Origin of the sequence: Caulobacter sp. SSI4214 (assembly GCF_012184455.1) — a bacterium.
Lineage (GTDB): Bacteria > Pseudomonadota > Alphaproteobacteria > Caulobacterales > Caulobacteraceae > Caulobacter > Caulobacter vibrioides_E.
Window position 1 is genome coordinate 1 of the sequence record NZ_SZWJ01000037.1, and the last position, 17450, is coordinate 17450.

Below are 17450 nucleotides of genomic sequence, written 5' to 3' on the forward strand. Positions count from 1 at the left end.
CTCAGCGACGCCCGCCAGGCCTTGGCCACCGCGACCAGGGCGGAGCGATCGGTCGCGGCCAGGAACGCCGTAAGGGCCAGGGTCTGCATCCCCTGGACCGCGATCAGCGTGACCACCGCCGCGAAGATCGGATGGGCCGGCTCCAGCGCGTGTCCCGCCTGCCGGAAGGCGTTCAGCGAGACGCCGAAGGCCAGCCCCGACACCAGCCCAAACAGCCCGCCGCTGATCGGCTTGTCGCCCGAGGCCCCGGCGCGCGGCCAGGTGACGACCAGCAGGGCGACGCTGGTCAGGGCCACGCCGGTCCAGCCCAGAGCGCTCAGCCGCTCTCCATAGACCAGCCAGCCCAGCAGGGCCGCCAGAGGTATCGAGCTCTGCTGCACGGCCGTGGCGACCGCGAAGCCCGCGCGGCGCATGGCGACCAGCAGGGCCGCCGTCGCCGAGATCTGCGCCGCCCCGCCGACGATCGACGGGATCCAGAAGCCCGCCCCGGCGTGCGGATTCTCGCCCCGCGTCAGGACGAAGGCCACGAGCACGAAGACCGCCGTGAACGGCAGACCGAACAGGAACCGCACCAGGGTCGCGCCCCAGGGCCCTGTCCCGCCCATGATCGAGCGCTGGGCCGCGTTGCGCGCCACCTGGGCGAACGAGGCGGCGATGGTGATGGGGATCCAGATCATCCGCTGACCTTTATGCCGCCCTTAGGTCGAGCGGCCCTGTCTCGTATGGAGCCCTTACGCCCCTTGAGCGCAAGAACGGCGGCGTTCGTCGCCTTGGTCGCGACGTCCGCATTGATGAGGTTCTTCAGCCATGTCGCCCCGCCCGCCCAAATGGGTTCCCATCCGCCAGGCCGCGCAGTTCCTGCTGGGCGTGCCAACCGAGGGGATCCGCCCCGCCCTGGACCGTATGCTGGACCTGGCCGAGGCCACGCCGCTGAGCTTCGTGGCCGTGGCCGGTCCCGGGGCCGGCGAGGCCATGTGCCAGCTGTGGCGTCGCGGCTATCAGCGCGTCGAGGCGGCGCGCCGGGCCACCTGCGGGGCGGCCGACGAGCGCAGCGACGTTCTGCTGGTGCTGGATTGCCAGACGACGCAAGACACCCGCGCGACGATCGCGGCGACCTACGCCATGCTGCGCCCCGGCGGCGCGATGGTCGTGGACGCCAGCGCCCTGCTGGACGAGGCCTCGCGCCGCGCCCTGGCCGACAGCCTGCGCGAGCTGGGTCTCGACGTGCAACCGCAGGGCCACCTGGGCGCCGAGATCCTGGCCACCCGGCCGTTCAGCAAACGCCACGCGGCCTGATCGGCGCGCGCCAACAGCCATCCCGAGTTGGGAGCTTGTGGGGAACCCGGCCAGGCTGAAGCCCGGCCGGGTTTTCCGCGCGACCTTTAGAACCCGCTGGCGATCGCCGCTTCGGGGCGGCTCTTTTCCTTGCGGGCGAAGAGGTTGTTGAGCGCGTTGACATAGGCCTTGGCCGAGGCCGTCAGGGTGTCGGTGTCGGCGGCCGCGCCGGTGGCGATGCGGCCGTCCTCTTCCAGACGCACCGAGACCTGGGCCTGGGCGTCCGTGCCTTCGGTCACCGCGTGCACCTGGAAGAGACGCAGGGCGGCGCTGTGCGGCACGATCTTGTGGATGGCGTTGAACACCGCGTCGACGGGACCGTCGCCGGTGGCTTCGGCCGTGCTGGAGACGCCGTCGACGTCCAGGGTCAGCTCGGCCGATTGGCCGTCGGTGCCGGCCACCACGCGCAGGCGCGACACCCGGATCTTCTCCGAACCGCGCGCCAGGGCGTCGTCGACCAGGGCGATGATGTCGTCGTCGTAGACGTGCTTCTTGCGGTCGGCCAGGTCCTTGAAGCGGCCGAAGGCTTCCTTCAGCGCGTTCTCGCCCAGCTCGTAGCCCAGATCCTTCAGCTTGGCGCGGAAGGCGTGGCTGCCCGAGTGCTTGCCCATGACCAGGCTCGACGGGGCCTGGCCCACCGACTCCGGCGTCATGATCTCGTAGGTCTCGCGGTTCTTGAGCATGCCGTCCTGGTGGATGCCGCTCTCGTGCGCGAAGGCGTTCTTGCCGACGATGGCCTTGTTGTACTGCACCGGGAAGCCGGTGATGGCCGAGACATAGCGGCTGGCGCGGGTGATGTGGGTGGTGTCGATGCCCGTGCGGAACGGCAGCCGGTCGCCGCGCACCTTCAGGGCCATGACGATCTCTTCCAGCGCGGCGTTGCCGGCGCGCTCGCCCAGGCCGTTGACCGCGCACTCGACCTGACGGGCCCCGCCCTGCACCCCGGCCAGGCTGTTGGCCACGGCCAGGCCCAGGTCGTTGTGACAGTGGGTCGAGAAGATCACCTTGTCGGCGCCCTCGACATTATTGACCATCCAGTTGAACAGGTCGGCGTATTCGGACGGATAGGTGTAGCCGACGGTGTCGGGCAGGTTGATCGTCGTGGCCCCGGCCTTGATGGCGGTCTCGACGGCGCGGCGCAGAAACTGGCGATCGCTGCGGGTGGCGTCCTCGGCCGACCACTCGACGTCGTCGCGCAGGTTGCGGGCGTGCCCGACCGAGCGGGCGATCACGTCGATCACCTGGTCCGGCTCCATCTGCAGCTTGTGCTTCATGTGCAGGTCGGAGGTGGCGATGACCACGTGGATCCGGCCGCGCTGGGTGGGCTTCAGGGCCTCGGCGCAGCGATCGATGTCGACCTGGTGGGCGCGGCACAGGCCGGCGATGGTCGAGTTCTTGACGATCTTGGCCACTTCGCGGACGGCTTCGAAGTCGCCGTTCGAGGCGATCGGGAAGCCGGCCTCGATGATGTCGACCCCCATCTCCTCGAGGATCTTGGCCAGCTCCAGCTTCTCTTCCAGCGACATCGAGGCGCCAGGCGACTGCTCGCCGTCGCGCATGGTGGTGTCGAAAATGACGACGTTGTCGCGCTTGTCGGAAGCGCCGGCGGATACGGAGGTCATAGGGAATACTCGTCGAATGGGTGTCTGCGTGCGGGCTGCGGGTTCAATTGTCCCCTGTGCGCCCGGCCACGACGATGCGCGGCCCCTAGAGCGCCCAGGGGCTGATAAGCAGAAGCGGAAGCAGGTCGCGCGCGACGGTCATAAGGCGCTTTCTACACAGCGCCCTGGAATCGAGCAAGCAATTTGCGCCCGCCGGGCAATCGGTCGCGGCGGGCGCAATTTTATTCCACTCCCGGCTTAGTTGGGGCGCGTAACGATCGGGAAGTCGGGCGGGAAGGCGTCAAACCACCCCACCAGACGCCCCATCGCCGCGCGATCGCCCTCGAGCTTGACCTCGCCCGTCATGATCTTCGGAACCAGCGAGGTCCCCCGAAACAGCGAGTCCAGGAACAGCGGCCGCGCGACCGTCAGGCTGGCGTCGACCTTCTCGTCGCCCTTCGCGGTCTGCGCGACGAGAACGCCGTTTCGCACCTCGACCAGGAATCGCTCGTTCCGATCCGGGAAGGCGAAGATCATTTTCAGCCGCGCGTCGCCGGCCTTTTGGGGATTGAGGCGCACGGCCAGCACGTCGAAGATCATCTGGCTATCCAGCGCGGCGATCATGTCCAGCGGCGTCAGCGAGCCCGGCAGCTTGCGCACCCCGCCCCGTAGCTCGTCGGCGCCCGTGAGGTACATGTTGCGCCACAGGCTGTTCTCGGCCTGGTAGCCCAGCTGGTCGTAGGTCGAGGCCAGCAAGACCTTAGCCTCTTTGTCGCCGTCGTCGGCCATCACGGCGTGATTGAGCAAGGTGGCGGCCCAGGCGTACTCGCCCTTGCCGATCGCGTCCTTGGCCATCGCCCGGACCTTGGCCGCGCCGCCCATGGCCGCGACATAGCGCTTGCCGGCGTCGGCGGGCGGCTGGGGCGCCAAGTGAGCCGGATTGCCGTCGTACCAGCCCATGTAGCGCTGATAGACCGCCCGGCTGTTGAAGCTCATCGACCCGTAATAGCCGCGGTTGAACCAGTCCTTGGCCAGGGTCGGCGGCAGCTGGATGGCGGCGGCGATTTCGTCGCCGGTCATACCCTCGTTCATCATCCGCACCGTCTGGTCGTGCAGATACTTGTAGGCGTCGCGATGGTCGGCCAGGAACGCGCGCACCACCGCCCCGCCGAAGCGGGGCCAGCCATGGCTGGTGATCATCGTGTCGGAGACGTCGCCGAACAGGCGGATCGACTCTGTCAGGTCGTCGGCCCACGCCTTGCTGTCGCGGACCAGCGCGCCCCGGGGGGTCAGGATATTGTGCATCGAGACATTGGCGTTCTCGGCCATGTCGACGATGCGCAGGTCGGGGAAATAGAGGTTCATCTCGGCCGGGGCCTCGGTCGAGGGCGTGTACTGGAAGCGGATCTTGACCCCGTCCAGCGTCAGCTCCTGCCCCGTATGGTCCACCGTGATCGTCGGCGGGATCAGGGTGATCGAGCCCTTGGCGATGTTCTGGCCGATGCCGGAGGTGATCTGCCCCTCGACGCCCGGCGGCAGCATGACGCCGAACTGGTACTGCGCCCTGCGGCTCATGGCGTTGCCGGCCAGGATGTTCTCGGCCGCGACCTCCTTCATGAAGCCCTCGGGCGCGACGATGGCGACCTTGCCGGCCTTGACGTCGGCTTCGTCGACCACGCCGCGCACGCCGCCGAAGTGGTCGCTGTGGCTGTGGGTGTAGATCACCGCCTTGACCGGCCGCGCGCCTAGCTTGGCGTTGGCCAGCTCCAGGGCGGCGCGCGCGGTTTCCTTCATGGTCAGCGGGTCGATGATGATCCAGCCGGTGTCGCCGCTGATGAAGGTGATGTTGGAGATGTCGAAGCCGCGCACCTGCCAGACGCGGTCGGAGACCTGGAACAGGCCGTTCTTGGCCAGCAATTGCGCCTGCCGCCACAGGCTGGGGTTCACGGTGGCGGGCGCCGGCTTCTTGAGGAAGTCGTAGACCGACAGATCCCAGGCCGTCTGGCCGTCCTCGCGCTTGATCAGCGGATCGGCCCGCGTGCCTAGAAAGCCGTGCTCGGCGAACTCGAAATCCTGGCGGTCGTCCGCCGGCAGGCTGGCCGCGAAGACCTTTTGGGCCTCGACCGTGATCGGGCTGGCCGGATCGCCCGCCCTCGCCGCCGTGCTCGCCATGGCCAGAGCCAGCACGCTCCCCGCCAGCATCTTCCCGCGCATCCCGTCCCTCCGATATTTTGAAACTTTGTAGTTTCATTCTACATAGCACCGATGAGCGGAGTCGCGAAAGCCCCTAGCCCCAAGCCCCCCGTCCCGCGAGGTCGGCCAGGCTTACCGAAGCCCCGCGTCGACAAGGCTGCGCGTGGCCAGGCCGTGCTGGACGCGGCGATCGAAGTGTTCGCCGACAAGGGCTTGCAGGCGGCGACCATGCAGGACGTCGCCGACCGCCTGGGCGTGGCCAAGATCCTGATCTATCGGCTCTATCCGTCGCGCCAGAGCCTGATCGACGCCCTGTTCGGCGACCTGCTGGCGCGGATCGAGGCGTCGGCCGATCAGCCGTGGGGCGGCTACGGCTCCAGCATCGCGCGGCTGGTGGAGATGTCGCGCGCGACCCATCCGAAGCTGGCGCTGCTGTTGCTGCGCGACGCCCGGGGCGCGCCCGAGGCCGCCGCCTGGCGCGAGGCGCTGGAAACCCTGCTGACCCGACTGATCGAGCCGTTCGTGGCCCCGCCGCCCGGCGCGTCGGAGACCGCGCGTCTAACCTGCCGCCACGCGGCGCGCACCTTCATGCCGTTCGTGATCGAAGCCTGGGCGGCCGGGGTCGAGGAAACCGACGGCATGGACGACGCCACGCGGACGCTGTGGTTCGGCGAGATCGTCCGGGCCTGGCGCGAGGCCACCTACAGAGCGGCGGGCGTCAGCCCTGTTCCTCCGCCGCCGCCTCGCGCTTCTTGAGCCAGGCGCGGCTGATCAGGCCCATGCCCAGCCAGATCACGACGGCCAGGGCGATCATCACGATGTGCTGCTTGCCGCCGCCCTTCAGGGCCTGCACGATCGAATTGCCGGCGAAGGCGGTCAGGGCGATCTTCGGCACGATGCCGATGGCCGTGCCCAGGGCGAAATCCTTCAGTTTCATCGGCGTGACGCCGGCGGCCATGTTGACCACGATGAACGGCGCCGAGGGCACAAGGCGCACGATGAGGCTGGCCATGAAGCCGTTCTTGCCGATCATCCGCATGAACTTGTTGACGCCCTCGCTGGCGAAGTCGCGCAGGATCCTCGCGCCATAGGCCCGGCCCAGCCAGAAGCCGACCAGAGACGAGACCAGCGTGCCGATCCAGCTGTAGGCGAAACCCGCCCAGGGTCCGAAGGCGACGACCGCCGCGGCGATCAGCACGAACTGCGGCACGCCCAGGAAAGCCATGACCGCGAAGGCCGCCACCGCAACCGGCAAGGCCCAGGGTCCGGTCGCCGCGCCCAGCCAGTGCTCAACCGCCGCCTCGCCGTTGACGCCCAGAAGCTGCGCGCCGAACAGGAAGACGACCCCGACCCCGCCGAACAGAACGAACGACACGGCGATCGTCCGCCAGGCGCGGGCGTCCATGTTCGTCACGAAGTCGATGATACGGCGGATCACGCGCCCTCCTCGCCCAACCGGCCATCCGGGTCAAGCGCCCGCGCTGGTTGCAATGGAAACAGGCGAATTTCGGGCAAAGACCGCGAATGTCCTTCTTCGTAACAGAAGGTTAAAGCGCCGGACCACGATCCGGGGACGCCAATACTCGTCGGTCGCGATATTTCGGTTGCGTGTTCTTCACAGGATGGCGTTATTTATCCACAGGCCGTAGGTCACGGAAAACCTTGGCCCTGTAAGGAGTCGCGGACGTGAAAACCCTGGCTGTCATCTCTCGCAAGGGCGGCGCGGGCAAGACGACGCTGTCCGTGAATCTAGCCATTACCGCCCACCTGGCGGGCCTGAAGACCATGCTGGCCGACATCGACCCCCAGCGTTCGGCCTCGGACGTCCTGCGCGCCCGCAACGGCGATGGACCGGCCCTGGCCGAGATCACCGCCGGCAAGCTGTTCTCCGCCAAGGTGCAGGCCCAACAGGCCGGACTGGACCTGATGGTCATCGACACACCCGCCGCGCCCGAGACCGACGGCCTGCAGGCGGTCAACAGCGCCGATCTCTGCGTGCTGGTCTGCCGCCCGACCTTCCTGGACATCGCCTCGGCGGTGCGCTCCGCCGAGGCCGTGCGCCGCCTGGGCCGCAAGGGCGTGATCGTGTTGAGCCAGGCGCCGCCCCGGCGCAACAACGCCGAGCCGTCGGTCGTGCTGAAGGCCGCCGAGGCGCTGCGCTTCACCGGGATGCCGCTGGCCACGGTGGGCATTCGCGCCCGCGCGGTCTTCCAGCAGTCGATCGCCCACGGACGGTCGGTCTGCGAATGGGAGCCGGGCTCGCCCGCGGCCGAGGAGATCACCCGCCTCTGGGATCAGATCGCGCCGATGCTGATGGGCCGCGAGGTTGTCCCCAGCCTGACCGCCCAGGCGGGCCAGCGCTAGCGATCGCGACGCGCGAACGCCGCTTTTCGCGCGCGCGCCCAAAACGCCTTCGACGCCCCTGGAAACGTCCTCGCCCGCGTTGCGCCGCGGCGAACGGGGGCGTAAAGACCCCCGCAATCCTGAAACGGCCCACGCGAAGGGCCAGGCAAGCACAGGGGAGTCCTGCATCATGTCGCTCGAGTCCGCCGCCCTGCGGCGCATTGCGCCGTCGGCCACCATCGCCATCAGCGCCAAGGCGCGCGCGCTGAAAGCCGCCGGCCGTGACGTGATCGCCCTCTCGGCGGGCGAGCCGGACTTCGACACGCCGGACAATATCAAGAACGCCGCGATCGAGGCGATCAAGGCCGGCAAGACCAAGTACACCGACCCCGACGGCATGCCCGAGCTGAAGGCCGCCATCTGCGCCAAGTTCAAGCGCGAGAACGGCCTGGAGTACAAGCCGAGCCAGATCCACGTCGCCCCGGGCGGCAAGCCGGTGATCTACAACGCCCTGGTCGCCACCCTGAACCCGGGCGACGAGGTGATCATCCCCGCGCCGTACTGGGTGTCGTATCCGGACATGACCCTGCTGGCCGGCGGGACGCCGGTCTCGGTGGAGACCACGGCCGAGAGCGGCTTCAAGCTGACCCCGGCCGCGCTGGAAGCGGCGATCACGCCGAAGACCAAGTGGCTGATCATCAACAGCCCCTCGAACCCATCGGGCGGCGCCTATAGCCGCGCGGAACTGGCCGCCCTGGCCGAGGTGCTGCTGCGCCACCCGCAGGTCTGGGTGCTGACCGACGACATGTACGAACACCTGGTGTTCGACGACTTCGAATTCACCACCATCGCCCAGGTCGAGCCCAAGCTCTATGACCGCACCCTGACGATGAACGGCGTCTCGAAGGGCTATTCGATGACCGGCTGGCGCATCGGCTACGCCGGCGGTCCCGAGCCGCTGATCAAGGCCATGGGCAAGATGATCAGCCAGACGACCTCCAACCCCTGCTCGATCTCGCAGTGGGCGGCGCTGGAGGCGCTGAACGGCACGCAGGACTTCATCAAGCCGAACGCCAAGCTGTTCCAGGAGCGTCGCGACCTTGTCGTGTCGATGCTGAACCAGGCCGCCGGCCTGCACTGCCCGACCCCGGAAGGCGCGTTCTACGTCTATCCCTCGTGCGCCGGCCTGATCGGCAAGACCGCGCCCTCGGGCAAGGTCATCGAGAGCGACGAGGACTTCGCCGGCGAACTGCTGGAAGCCGAGGGCGTGGCCGTCGTGCACGGCGCGGCTTTCGGTCTCTCGCCGTTCTTCCGCATCAGCTACGCGACCAGCAACGAGGTCCTGGAAGACGCCTGCGCGCGCATCCAGCGCTTCTGCGCCAGCGTGAAGTAGACGCTTGATAGTTCCTCCCCCGCGACGCGGGGGAGGTGGCCCAGAGGGCCGGAGGGGGCTAGCTCGGATTAAGCAGCACTTGCCCCCTCAGTCGCTCCGCGACAGCTCCCCGCATCGCGGGGGAGCATCCTGTAACCCCTACCCATCAATCCAGTCCGTCAGGCCCTCGCGGGCATGGACCTCGCGCAGCGCCGGCCGCTGGCGGATGCGGTCTAGGTAGCGCTTCAAGTTCGGCCACGCGGTCGCCGGCTTGGGCATGTTGCGCGTCCAGCGGCACAGGATCGTGGCCAGCAGGTCCACCGTCGAGAAGCGATCGCCGACGATGACGTCGCGATCCGCCAGATGCGCGTCCAGGCGCGCCAGCCCCTGCTCGATGCGGAAGCGGGCCGCTTCCTTCACCGCTTCCACGGCGTCGCCGCCGGCGGGCTCGTGCGGATAGAACCAGGCGCGGAAGTGCGGCTGGAAGCTGTTGGCCAGCCAGAAGCTCCAGCTCAGATAGGCCGCCCGCTCCGCCGAACCCGGAGCCGGCGCGAAACCCGCTTCCGGGTGACGCTCGGCGAGCAGCGTCGCGAGGGCGGCCATCTGGGTCACCGGCTTGCCGTCGATGATCAGCGTCGGCACGACGCCGTCCGGATTGAGCGCCAGGTAATCCGGCGTCTTGTGCTCGCCCTTGTCGAAATCCAGCAGCTTCAGCTCGAACGGGACGCCAAGCTCCAGCAACATCCAATGGATGGCCGTGCCGGCCGTGCTGGGTGAACCATAGAGCTTATACATCGAAACCCTCCGCGCGATGCGGCGGGATAAGCGGCTGCTTCCCAGAGAGGGTCAAGCCAAAGGCCCGGGCTGGACATGAAACCGCCGCCTCAGCGGTCAAGTTTCGCTTGCCATGCCCGCGAAGATTGTTCTTGATACGTTCCCCACCGTTCGGAGGCGCCCATGTCCGTTCGCGCTCTTCTCGCCGCCCTGCTGCTCGTCATGGCCGGACCGGCCCTGGCCGATCCGGCGATCGGCAAGCGGGTCGACGCTGTCTTCGCCGACGACGCCGTCACCCTGACCGAGGCCGGCAAGACGGTGCTGGTCTATCGCGCCAAGCCCTTGGATCCCGCCGCCGAACCCGGCCGCGCCAACTATGTCGGCGCGCTCTACGCCCCCGACGGAACCGCCCTAATCGAGGATGGTCCCGGCGATCATCCCCATCAGCGCGGGATCTGGTGGGCCTGGATGAAGGTTCAGACCGACGGCAAGTCGGTCGCCGACGGCTGGTACATGAAGGGTTTGTCCTACTTCGTCCGCGAGAAGCGTTTCCTCGGCGACCCTCAGGGCGGCGGGACCCTGACGGTCGACGTCGACTGGATGGTCAATTCGGGTCCGGAACTGGTCTATGTGGCTCGCGAGACGACCCGGATTACCGTGCGGCCGCTGACCGCCGGGTCGCGGCGCGTCGAGTTCGACACGGCGATCACGTCGCGCGTCGACGCCCTGGGGCTAGGCGGCAGCGACGACGATCGCGGCTTCGGCGGCTTCTCGATGCGGCTGGTGGAGCCAGAGCACCTGACCTTCGCCTCCGGCGGCAAGCCGATCGCGCCGGGCGGCGCGGCCGTGGACGCTGGTCCATCGATGGGTTTTGCCTGGCGAGGCGGCTCGAATACGCCCGCCTGGACGGTGGGCCTGGCCTGCAGGGCGAACGGACAGGCGGTGACGCGCTGGATGCTCTATAATGAGCGCTCGATGCAGAACTGCGTCTTCCCGGGCCGCGCTCCGCTGGTGCTGAGGAAGGATCAGACGCTGCGCCTGCAAGAAACGCTGGTCATCCGCCCGGCCAGCCGGAAGAAGACCCCGTAAGCGCCCGAAAGACCACGAAGAATGGCCGACATCGTCAATCTGAACCAAGCGCGCAAGGCCAAGGCCAAGGCCGACGACAAGGCTCGCGCCGCCGAGAACCGGGTCCGGTTCGGCCGCACCAAGGGCGAGAAGACCCTCGACGCCGCGCGCGCCGAAAAACTCAAACGCGACCTCGACGGCGCCAAGCGCGAGGACTGAGGCCCGTTCGATGGCTGGATTGAAGAAGCGGTCGGTGAACCTGGCCGGCCACGCCACCTCGCTGGCGCTGGAGCCCGAGTTCTGGGCGGTGCTGGACGATGCGGCCTCGGCCGAGGGGCTCAGCCTGGCCGCCTTGGTCCAGCGGATCGACAGCGCGCGCGGCGGGCGGCCTCTGGCCTCGGCCTGCCGGGTGTTCGCGCTGTCGCGGGCGGGCGGCCAGAACCCACCGAACGCGCTGTAAGCCTGGCGCCGATCACCGCCGCTCTACGCCCGGCTTCCGTGGCGTGGGGAGCGGGATCGGTTGCGGATTGGGCGCGCGCCGGGCGATCCGGGGCGCGGCGGGCAGGGCCTGGCGCCAAATGGCCTGATCACCGGCCATGACGCCGAGGCGCCAGGCGCCCCACACCGCCATCGCCACCGCGACGACCAGCGCCAAGGCCCAGATCATCCCGCCGCGCGGACGCCGCTGGGCTGAGCGGCCGCCCCGCGCGAGGGTCTTCACGACCTTACCCCGCCGGCTTGGGCGCGTCGGGCAGCTTCGGCGCCGAGGCCGAGATGTTCACGTCGACCTGCTTTTTGTGGCTGAAGCCGCCGTTGAACATAAAGAAGGCGAGCACCGCCACCAGGACCACCAGGCCCCCCACGATGAAGGCCAAGCCGCTGTTGCCGCCGCCGCTGGTTTCCTCGGCCATCTGGGCCTCCCTATTCATTGAGGTTGTTTCTGGCGGAACAACGATAGGCGAGCCGGGAGGTTCCTCCCCTCGCCGCCGCGGGGGCGGGCGGGCGCGGACCGCGAAGGGACTTAAGCCCCGCGCGGTTTGTGCTACATATGTTCCATGTTTCCTGACGACGACTCGCCGGAATCCTCGCAAGGGTTCCCGGGCGACCTGCCCTCCCCGCGCATTTCGGACCTCGCCCGCGCCCGCCCGCCGACGAGCGCGTCCCCGCCCGACTATCTGGACGGCCTGAATCCCGAGCAGCGCGAAGCGGTCGAAACGACCGAGGGGCCCCTGCTGGTCCTGGCCGGCGCCGGCACCGGCAAGACTCGCGTCCTGACCACCCGCCTGGCCCATATTCTGGCCACCGGCCGCGCCCGCCCGTGGGAGCTGCTGGCCGTCACCTTCACCAACAAGGCCGCGCGCGAGATGCGCGAGCGGATCACCCACATCATCGGCCCGGAGGCCGAGGGTCTTCGCTGGCTGGGCACCTTCCACTCGGTGGCCGCCCAGATCCTGCGCCGCCACGCCGAGCTGATCGGCCTGAAGTCGAACTACACGATCATCGACACCGACGATCAGGAACGGCTGCTGAAACAGCTGATCGAGGCCGAGAACATCGACGCCAAGCGGTGGACGCCCCGGATCCTGTCGCAGATCATCGACGGCTGGAAGAACCGAGGCTGGACGCCCGACCGCGTGCCGACCAGCGAGGCCGGCGAGTTCGCCAACGGCAAGGGGATCAGCCTGTATCGCCAGTACCAGGAGCGGCTGCGCATCCTGAACGCCTGCGACTTCGGCGACCTTCTGCTGCACAACATCAGCCTGTTCACCGGCCATCCGGACGTGCTGGACGAGTTCCAGCGCCGCTTCAAATACGTGATGGTCGACGAGTACCAGGACACCAACGTCGCCCAGTACCTGTGGCTGCGCCTGTTGGCCCAGGGCCGCCAGAACGTCTGCTGCGTCGGCGACGACGACCAGTCGATCTATGGCTGGCGCGGGGCCGAGGTCGACAACATCCTGCGTTTCGAGCGCGACTTCCCGGGCGCCAAGGTCGTGCGCCTGGAATGCAACTACCGTTCGACCGAGCACATCCTGGCCGCCGCCTCGGGCCTGATCACCGCCAACAAGGGCCGCCTGGGCAAGACCTTGTGGACCCCGGCCAAGGGCGGCGAGAAGGTCAAGGTGTCAGGCGTCTGGGACGGCGAGGCCGAAAGCCGCCTGATCGCCGACGAGATCGAGCGCGCCAAGAAGGCCGGCCGCAAGTACAGCCAGATGGCCATCCTGGTCCGCGCCAGCTTCCAGATGCGCGCCTTTGAAGAGCGCTTCGTGATGCTGCAGATCCCCTACAAGGTGGTCGGCGGCCCGCGCTTCTTCGAACGCGCCGAGATCCGCGACGCCCACGCCTATCTGCGGCTGATCCAGTCGCCCGACGACGATCTGGCCTTCGAGCGGATCGTCAACACGCCCAAGCGCGGCATCGGCGACACCTCGGTGCAGAAGCTGCTGCAGATCGCCCGGCTAGAGGGGATTTCGACCGTCGAGGCCGCCCGCGTGATCATCGGCGGCGACGACCTGCCGGCTCGCACCCGCACGGCGCTCAGCAACTTCATCCGGGATCTCGACCGCTGGCGCTCGCTGGTCGGTACGCTGCACCACCAGCGCCTCTTGGAGACCGTGCTGGAGGAGAGCGGCTATACCGACGCCCTGCGCCTCGACAAGGGCCCGACCAGCCAGACGCGGTTGGAGAACCTGAAGGAACTGGTCCAGTCCATGGGCGCGTTCGACACGCTGGAGGCCTATCTGGAGCACGTGTCGCTGGTCATGGACCTGGACCGCGAGGCCACCGGCGACGCCGTCTGGATCATGACCCTGCACTCGGCCAAGGGCCTGGAGTTCCCGCTGGTCTTCCTGCCCGGCTGGGAGGAAGGCGTGTTCCCCAGCCAGCGCAGCATGGACGACAAGGGCGAGAAGGGCCTCGAGGAAGAGCGGCGCCTGGCCTATGTCGGCATCACCCGCGCCCGCGAGGAGGCGCGGATCAGCTTCGTGGCCAACCGTCAGGTCTATGGTCGCTGGACGTCGCAGCTGCCCAGTCGCTTCGTCGACGAACTGCCGATCGCCCACGTCGATGCGGCGTCGGAGACCGGCTACTACGGCGGCGGTCCGGGGATGCAGTCGACGGCGGCCTCGCGCTGGGACGATCCCGGCACGTCCGCCTTCCAGGCCGGCAGCAGCTATGACAGCCCGGGCTGGAAACGAGCCCAGGAGCGCACGGCCGGCTTTGGCGAGCGCGGCGCGGCCTGGCGCGGCGCGGCCGGCGTCCGCTCCGGCTCTTCGGCTCGCTCTGCTCCGATCGAGGGCGAAGGCCGCTTGGTCGCGGTCTCCGCGCCCAGCAACAGCGCCTATTCGCGCGGCGACCGGGTGTTCCACGTCAAGTTCGGCTACGGCAAGGTGACGGGGATCGAAGGCAACAAGCTGACCGTCGCCTTCGACAAGGCGGGCGAGAAGAAGGTCATCGACAGCTTCGTCGAAAAGGCCTGAGCGCGCGGGCGACAACCTTCGGCGCGGATCAGTCGGGAGCGCGCGGCGTGGGTGGGATCGCCTCCAGCCACCGCCGCGTCCGCGCCGGCGTCTTGAACCGGTGTTTCCGGGCCCCCGCCAGCGCCGGATCGGCCCAATAGCCCTCGCGCTTGGCGTTGGCGGACAGGTGCGTGTCCCAGGTCCAGCGGATCGGGTGGTCCTTGCGCAGCCAGCGTCGGAAGTCCTCGCGGTTGCCCGTGCCGGGCCAGAGCTCGCGTCCGGACCACGCCCGCAGGAACGAGCGCCGCAGCACGCGGCCCATGATCACGGCGCGGGAATAGTCCAGCCAGATGATGTCGGTGGCGCGGGGCAGGATCTGGGGCAGCGCGCCCTTGGAATAGTTGCCGTCGGTGACCCAGGCCTCGCCAGCGATGGCCTCGCCGACGACGCGAGCCCATTCCTCGGGCGCGTCCGTGCTGAGCCCTCGCCAATCGGCTTGCCAGTTCAGAGCGTCGAGCTCGACATGCGGGATATCCAGGCGGGCGGACAGGGCCCGGGCCAGGGTCGACTTGCCAGAGCCCGAATTGCCGAGCACGGCGATCCGCCGGCCGCTCAGTGCGATGGCTTCGCCCGCGTCGCTCATGTCCTCCTCCGCGCGATCAGCCACGTCTCGCCGCCGCCGACCAGCACGAGAACAAGGTTCGTCAGGATCGAAAGTGTCAGCGGGCTTACCAGTCCCGCCACGGGAACCATGGCGGCCAGCATGACCAGCCCCATGAGGCGGGTCGGCGATCCCCTCCGGAACACCGCCAGCTTGAAGACCAAAGTCCCGAACAGGAACAACGCCGGGCCGCCGATCACCGCGGCCACGACCTTGATGTCGGCGGAGCCCAGCGGATGGTGGATGACCCACTCGTCGCCGACCGCCGCCACGATGATGCCCGCCACGGGCAGGATGTGGGCGTAGGTGTAGGCCACGCGCGCGATCGCGCCGGGATCCCTCGCCTCCTCGATGGCCTTGCTGGCGGCCTCCGCGGTCGAGGAAAAGTAAATCCACCACATCGCCAGACTGCATATGAAGGCGCTGGCGAACGCCGCCATGACGGGAGGATCCCAGGGCATTCCCATCACGGTGCTGCCGCTGACAATGATCGACTCGCCCAGGGCGATGATCGTGAACAGGGCGCAGCGCTCGGCCATGTGACCGCCCTCGACCTTCCACTCCTCGCTCTTGGTGCGGCCAAGACCGGGCGTCCAGAAGCCGACGGCCGGCGAGAGATACTCTATCCCCAAGGCCAGACCCCAGATCGCCAGTCGCGCTTCGCCCTGGACGAAGCCCCCGGCGATCCAAAAGACGGCGGCGAAAGTCAGCCAGCAGAGGATGCGCGCGAAATTGGCGCGATGCTGAGGCGCGCGCCAGGCGCTCCAAAGGAAAAAGGCCGTGCGCCCGACCTGCATGATGACATGCCCGGCCGCGAAGGCCAGCCCTCGCTCTCCGAAGGCGTCCGGGATGGCGGCCGCCAGCACCAGGGCCGCGGCCATCATCGCGAACAACATCAACCTGACCGGCCCGCGCTCCGGATCCAGCCAGTTGGTCGCCCAGGCGGTATAGATCCATGACCACCAAACCGCCAGCAGCAGCAGGGTCGCATGGACCAGACCGGGGCCGTCGGGATGGCGCAGCACCGCGTGCGAGAGTTGGGTGACCGCGAACACGAACACCAGGTCGAAGAACAGTTCCGCATAGGTCACGCGGGCATGTTCGTCGGCTTTGCGCTCTCGAAGCAGCGGTGTCTTGGTGTCGGCCATGCCGTGGTTGACCACAGCCAGGACACGGAGGCCAGAACCATCCGCCGTTTCACGCGCTCTAGCGAAATGGAACGTCTGGACCCGACCCTCGATCGCCTGAGGACCTTCGCCCTCAGCCCTCCCGTCGCCTGTGGCGCGCCGATCTGCGCGCTGGTCGGCTTACTGGCCGGGTTCGCGTTGCGGACCGGCCCCCAGGACGCCGGCTTCACGCCCCAGATGGAACCCGCTCGGCCCCAGCTCGAGGCCGTGGCCGAGCCGACCGCCTGGCCCGCCGGTAACACGCCGGACTATGTGGTCGGGACCGACTTCATTCAGGCCACGCGCGCGCCGCCAGTCCAGATGGTCGCCTATGCGCCGAGCGACGCCCTCCCGCCGGCGCCCGATATGCCGCCCTACACGCCAGGCCGCCACGGTCCGGCGACGCCGCCGCCCGATCCGGACAGCTATGGCGCGGCCTCGCGGGACGGCGACATCCTGAACGTCTCCCTGCCCGAGGATCGCAAGCCGGGGGTGACGGCGCTGACGATGGCCGACGCGGCCGCCACGGGTATGACGACGCGCTGAAGCGCTCGCTTTTTCGCCCCTTTGCCGCTAACGGAGCGGCATGACCGACTATACGCCGCAACAGATCGTCGCCCGTGGCGCGCGTCTCGACGCCGAGACCGCCGCCGACGCCATCGACAACCATCCGGGCCTGGAAGGCGCGACCTACTCGATCCTGGAAGAGGACGAGGACAAGAACATCTGGCGCATCGACGCCTTCCCGACGACCGAGGAAGAAGACGAAGGGCTGATGGCCCTGCTCGCCGACTATGACCTGAAGGTCACGCGCGACACCCTGGCCGACGCCGACTGGCTGGCCATGGCGCTGTCGGGCCTGCCGCCGGTGCGCGCCGGCCGGTTCTTCGTCTACGGGATGCACGATCGCGGCCGCACCCCGGCCAGCACCGTCAACCTGCGCATCGAGGCTGGCGCGGCGTTCGGCACCGGCCACCACGGCACCACCGTCGGCTGCCTGCAGGCCTATGACCGCCTGATCAAGGCGCGCAGGTTCGACAAGGTGCTGGACGTCGGGGCCGGCACGGGCCTGCTGGCCATCGCCGCCGCCCGCACGGGCGCGAAGCTGGCCGTCGGCACCGACATCGACAAGCCCAGCGTGCGGATTTCCAAGGAGAACGCGAAGGTCAACAAGGCCAACGCCCGCTTCGTCCATGCCTCGGGCCTGTCGAACATTCTGGTCGCCCGCAACGCGCCCTACGACCTGGTCTTCGCCAACATCCTGGCCCGTCCGCTGATCAGTCTGGCCCAGGACATCAAGCGCGCCCTGGTTCCGGGCGGCACGGTCATCCTGTCGGGCCTGCTGCGCACCCAGGAACGCATGGTCAAGGCCGCCTACCTGTCGCGCGGCTTCAAGGTGAAGAGCCGCATCCACCGCGACGCCTGGGCGACGCTGGTGCTGACGCGGCCGTAAGGCTCTGAAATCCCTCTCTCTTTGAG

20 protein-coding genes are annotated in these 17450 nt (G+C 68.5%); 10 read left to right on the top strand and 10 right to left on the bottom strand.

Going from position 1 to position 17450, the window contains the following annotated elements:
• The coding region (locus FCU40_RS12365) for an EamA/RhaT family transporter (RefSeq protein WP_168075305.1) at positions 1–677 on the bottom strand (677 nt) is incomplete at its 3' end.
• 130 nt (positions 678–807) lie between these two features.
• Between FCU40_RS12365 and FCU40_RS12370 the strand changes: the two genes are divergently transcribed.
• Positions 808–1296 (top strand): hypothetical protein, encoded by a 489-nt coding sequence (locus FCU40_RS12370; protein WP_168075307.1) that lies wholly within the window; start codon positions 808–810, stop codon positions 1294–1296.
• Positions 1297–1382: 86 nt separating this feature from the next.
• Here the strand turns inward: FCU40_RS12370 and FCU40_RS12375 are convergent, their stop codons facing one another.
• From FCU40_RS12375 to FCU40_RS12385, 3 genes are all read right to left on the bottom strand, one after another.
• Positions 1383–2957 (bottom strand): 2-isopropylmalate synthase, encoded by a 1575-nt coding sequence (locus tag FCU40_RS12375; RefSeq protein WP_004622995.1) that lies wholly within the window; start codon positions 2955–2957, stop codon positions 1383–1385.
• Between the two features lie 85 nt (positions 2958–3042).
• Positions 3043–3099, bottom strand: a complete 57-nt coding sequence (locus tag FCU40_RS12380) for a hypothetical protein (protein WP_106404407.1) — start codon at positions 3097–3099, stop codon at positions 3043–3045.
• Positions 3100–3194: 95 nt separating this feature from the next.
• The gene (locus FCU40_RS12385) at positions 3195–5150 is read right to left on the bottom strand and encodes an alkyl sulfatase dimerization domain-containing protein (RefSeq protein WP_168075309.1); all 1956 of its coding nucleotides are present in this window, start codon (positions 5148–5150) and stop codon (positions 3195–3197) included.
• A 51-nt stretch (positions 5151–5201) separates the two neighbouring features.
• Between FCU40_RS12385 and FCU40_RS12390 the strand changes: the two genes are divergently transcribed.
• Positions 5202–5885, top strand: a complete 684-nt coding sequence (locus FCU40_RS12390; RefSeq protein WP_168075311.1) for a TetR/AcrR family transcriptional regulator — start codon at positions 5202–5204, stop codon at positions 5883–5885.
• Here the strand turns inward: FCU40_RS12390 and FCU40_RS12395 are convergent.
• Complete coding sequence (locus FCU40_RS12395; protein WP_004622990.1) at positions 5848–6567, bottom strand: TVP38/TMEM64 family protein; 720 nt, start codon at positions 6565–6567, stop codon at positions 5848–5850. The two genes, FCU40_RS12390 and FCU40_RS12395, sit on opposite strands and share 38 nt — an antisense overlap.
• A gap of 248 nt (positions 6568–6815) precedes the next feature.
• Between FCU40_RS12395 and FCU40_RS12400 the strand changes: the two genes are divergently transcribed.
• Positions 6816–7493 (top strand): ParA family protein, encoded by a 678-nt coding sequence (locus FCU40_RS12400; RefSeq protein WP_168075313.1) that lies wholly within the window; start codon positions 6816–6818, stop codon positions 7491–7493.
• A 169-nt stretch (positions 7494–7662) separates the two neighbouring features.
• Positions 7663–8865 carry a pyridoxal phosphate-dependent aminotransferase gene (locus tag FCU40_RS12405; RefSeq protein ID WP_168075315.1) on the top strand — a complete coding sequence of 401 codons (1203 nt, stop codon included), beginning with the start codon at positions 7663–7665 and terminating at the stop codon, positions 8863–8865.
• A gap of 138 nt (positions 8866–9003) precedes the next feature.
• Here the strand turns inward: FCU40_RS12405 and FCU40_RS12410 are convergent, their stop codons facing one another.
• The gene (locus FCU40_RS12410; RefSeq protein ID WP_168075317.1) at positions 9004–9639 is read right to left on the bottom strand and encodes a glutathione S-transferase family protein; all 636 of its coding nucleotides are present in this window, start codon (positions 9637–9639) and stop codon (positions 9004–9006) included.
• A 162-nt stretch (positions 9640–9801) separates the two neighbouring features.
• Here FCU40_RS12410 and FCU40_RS12415 point away from each other — a divergent pair, with 162 nt between their 5' ends.
• Genes FCU40_RS12415 through FCU40_RS12425 form a run of 3 tightly spaced genes read left to right on the top strand, consistent with a single transcriptional unit; the run spans position 9802 to position 11146 of the window.
• A complete protein-coding gene (locus FCU40_RS12415; protein WP_168075318.1) occupies positions 9802–10707 on the top strand; it encodes a DUF6807 family protein in 906 nt (301 codons plus the stop codon).
• 21 nt (positions 10708–10728) lie between these two features.
• Positions 10729–10905 (top strand): DUF4169 family protein, encoded by a 177-nt coding sequence (locus FCU40_RS12420; protein WP_004622982.1) that lies wholly within the window; start codon positions 10729–10731, stop codon positions 10903–10905.
• 10 nt (positions 10906–10915) lie between these two features.
• Complete coding sequence (locus FCU40_RS12425) at positions 10916–11146, top strand: ribbon-helix-helix domain-containing protein (RefSeq protein WP_168075319.1); 231 nt, start codon at positions 10916–10918, stop codon at positions 11144–11146.
• 12 nt (positions 11147–11158) lie between these two features.
• Here the strand turns inward: FCU40_RS12425 and FCU40_RS12430 are convergent, their stop codons facing one another.
• Together FCU40_RS12430 and FCU40_RS12435 are read right to left on the bottom strand one after the other, a co-directional pair.
• Complete coding sequence (locus tag FCU40_RS12430) at positions 11159–11407, bottom strand: hypothetical protein (RefSeq protein ID WP_168075320.1); 249 nt, start codon at positions 11405–11407, stop codon at positions 11159–11161.
• Positions 11408–11411: 4 nt separating this feature from the next.
• Positions 11412–11597, bottom strand: coding sequence for a hypothetical protein (locus FCU40_RS12435; protein ID WP_168075321.1), 186 nt, complete (start codon positions 11595–11597; stop codon positions 11412–11414).
• Between the two features lie 144 nt (positions 11598–11741).
• Here FCU40_RS12435 and FCU40_RS12440 point away from each other — a divergent pair, with 144 nt between their 5' ends.
• A complete protein-coding gene (locus FCU40_RS12440; RefSeq protein WP_168075322.1) occupies positions 11742–14165 on the top strand; it encodes a UvrD-helicase domain-containing protein in 2424 nt (807 codons plus the stop codon).
• A gap of 28 nt (positions 14166–14193) precedes the next feature.
• On the opposite strand, the gene FCU40_RS12445 is transcribed toward FCU40_RS12440, so the two are convergent.
• Both FCU40_RS12445 and FCU40_RS12450 read right to left on the bottom strand, forming a co-directional pair.
• The gene (locus tag FCU40_RS12445; protein WP_168075323.1) at positions 14194–14787 is read right to left on the bottom strand and encodes a hypothetical protein; all 594 of its coding nucleotides are present in this window, start codon (positions 14785–14787) and stop codon (positions 14194–14196) included.
• A complete protein-coding gene (locus FCU40_RS12450; RefSeq protein ID WP_168075325.1) occupies positions 14784–15953 on the bottom strand; it encodes a low temperature requirement protein A in 1170 nt (389 codons plus the stop codon). The genes FCU40_RS12445 and FCU40_RS12450 overlap by 4 nt, the downstream gene beginning before the upstream one ends.
• Positions 15954–16019: 66 nt before the next feature.
• Between FCU40_RS12450 and FCU40_RS12455 the strand changes: the two genes are divergently transcribed.
• Positions 16020–16517: a hypothetical protein gene (locus FCU40_RS12455; RefSeq protein WP_168075327.1), complete on the top strand. Its 498-nt coding sequence runs from the start codon at positions 16020–16022 to the stop codon at positions 16515–16517.
• Between the two features lie 40 nt (positions 16518–16557).
• Entirely contained in the window at positions 16558–17424 is an 867-nt protein-coding gene (locus FCU40_RS12460; protein ID WP_004622972.1) for a 50S ribosomal protein L11 methyltransferase, read from the top strand.
• The last annotated feature ends 26 nt before the right edge of the window (positions 17425–17450 follow it).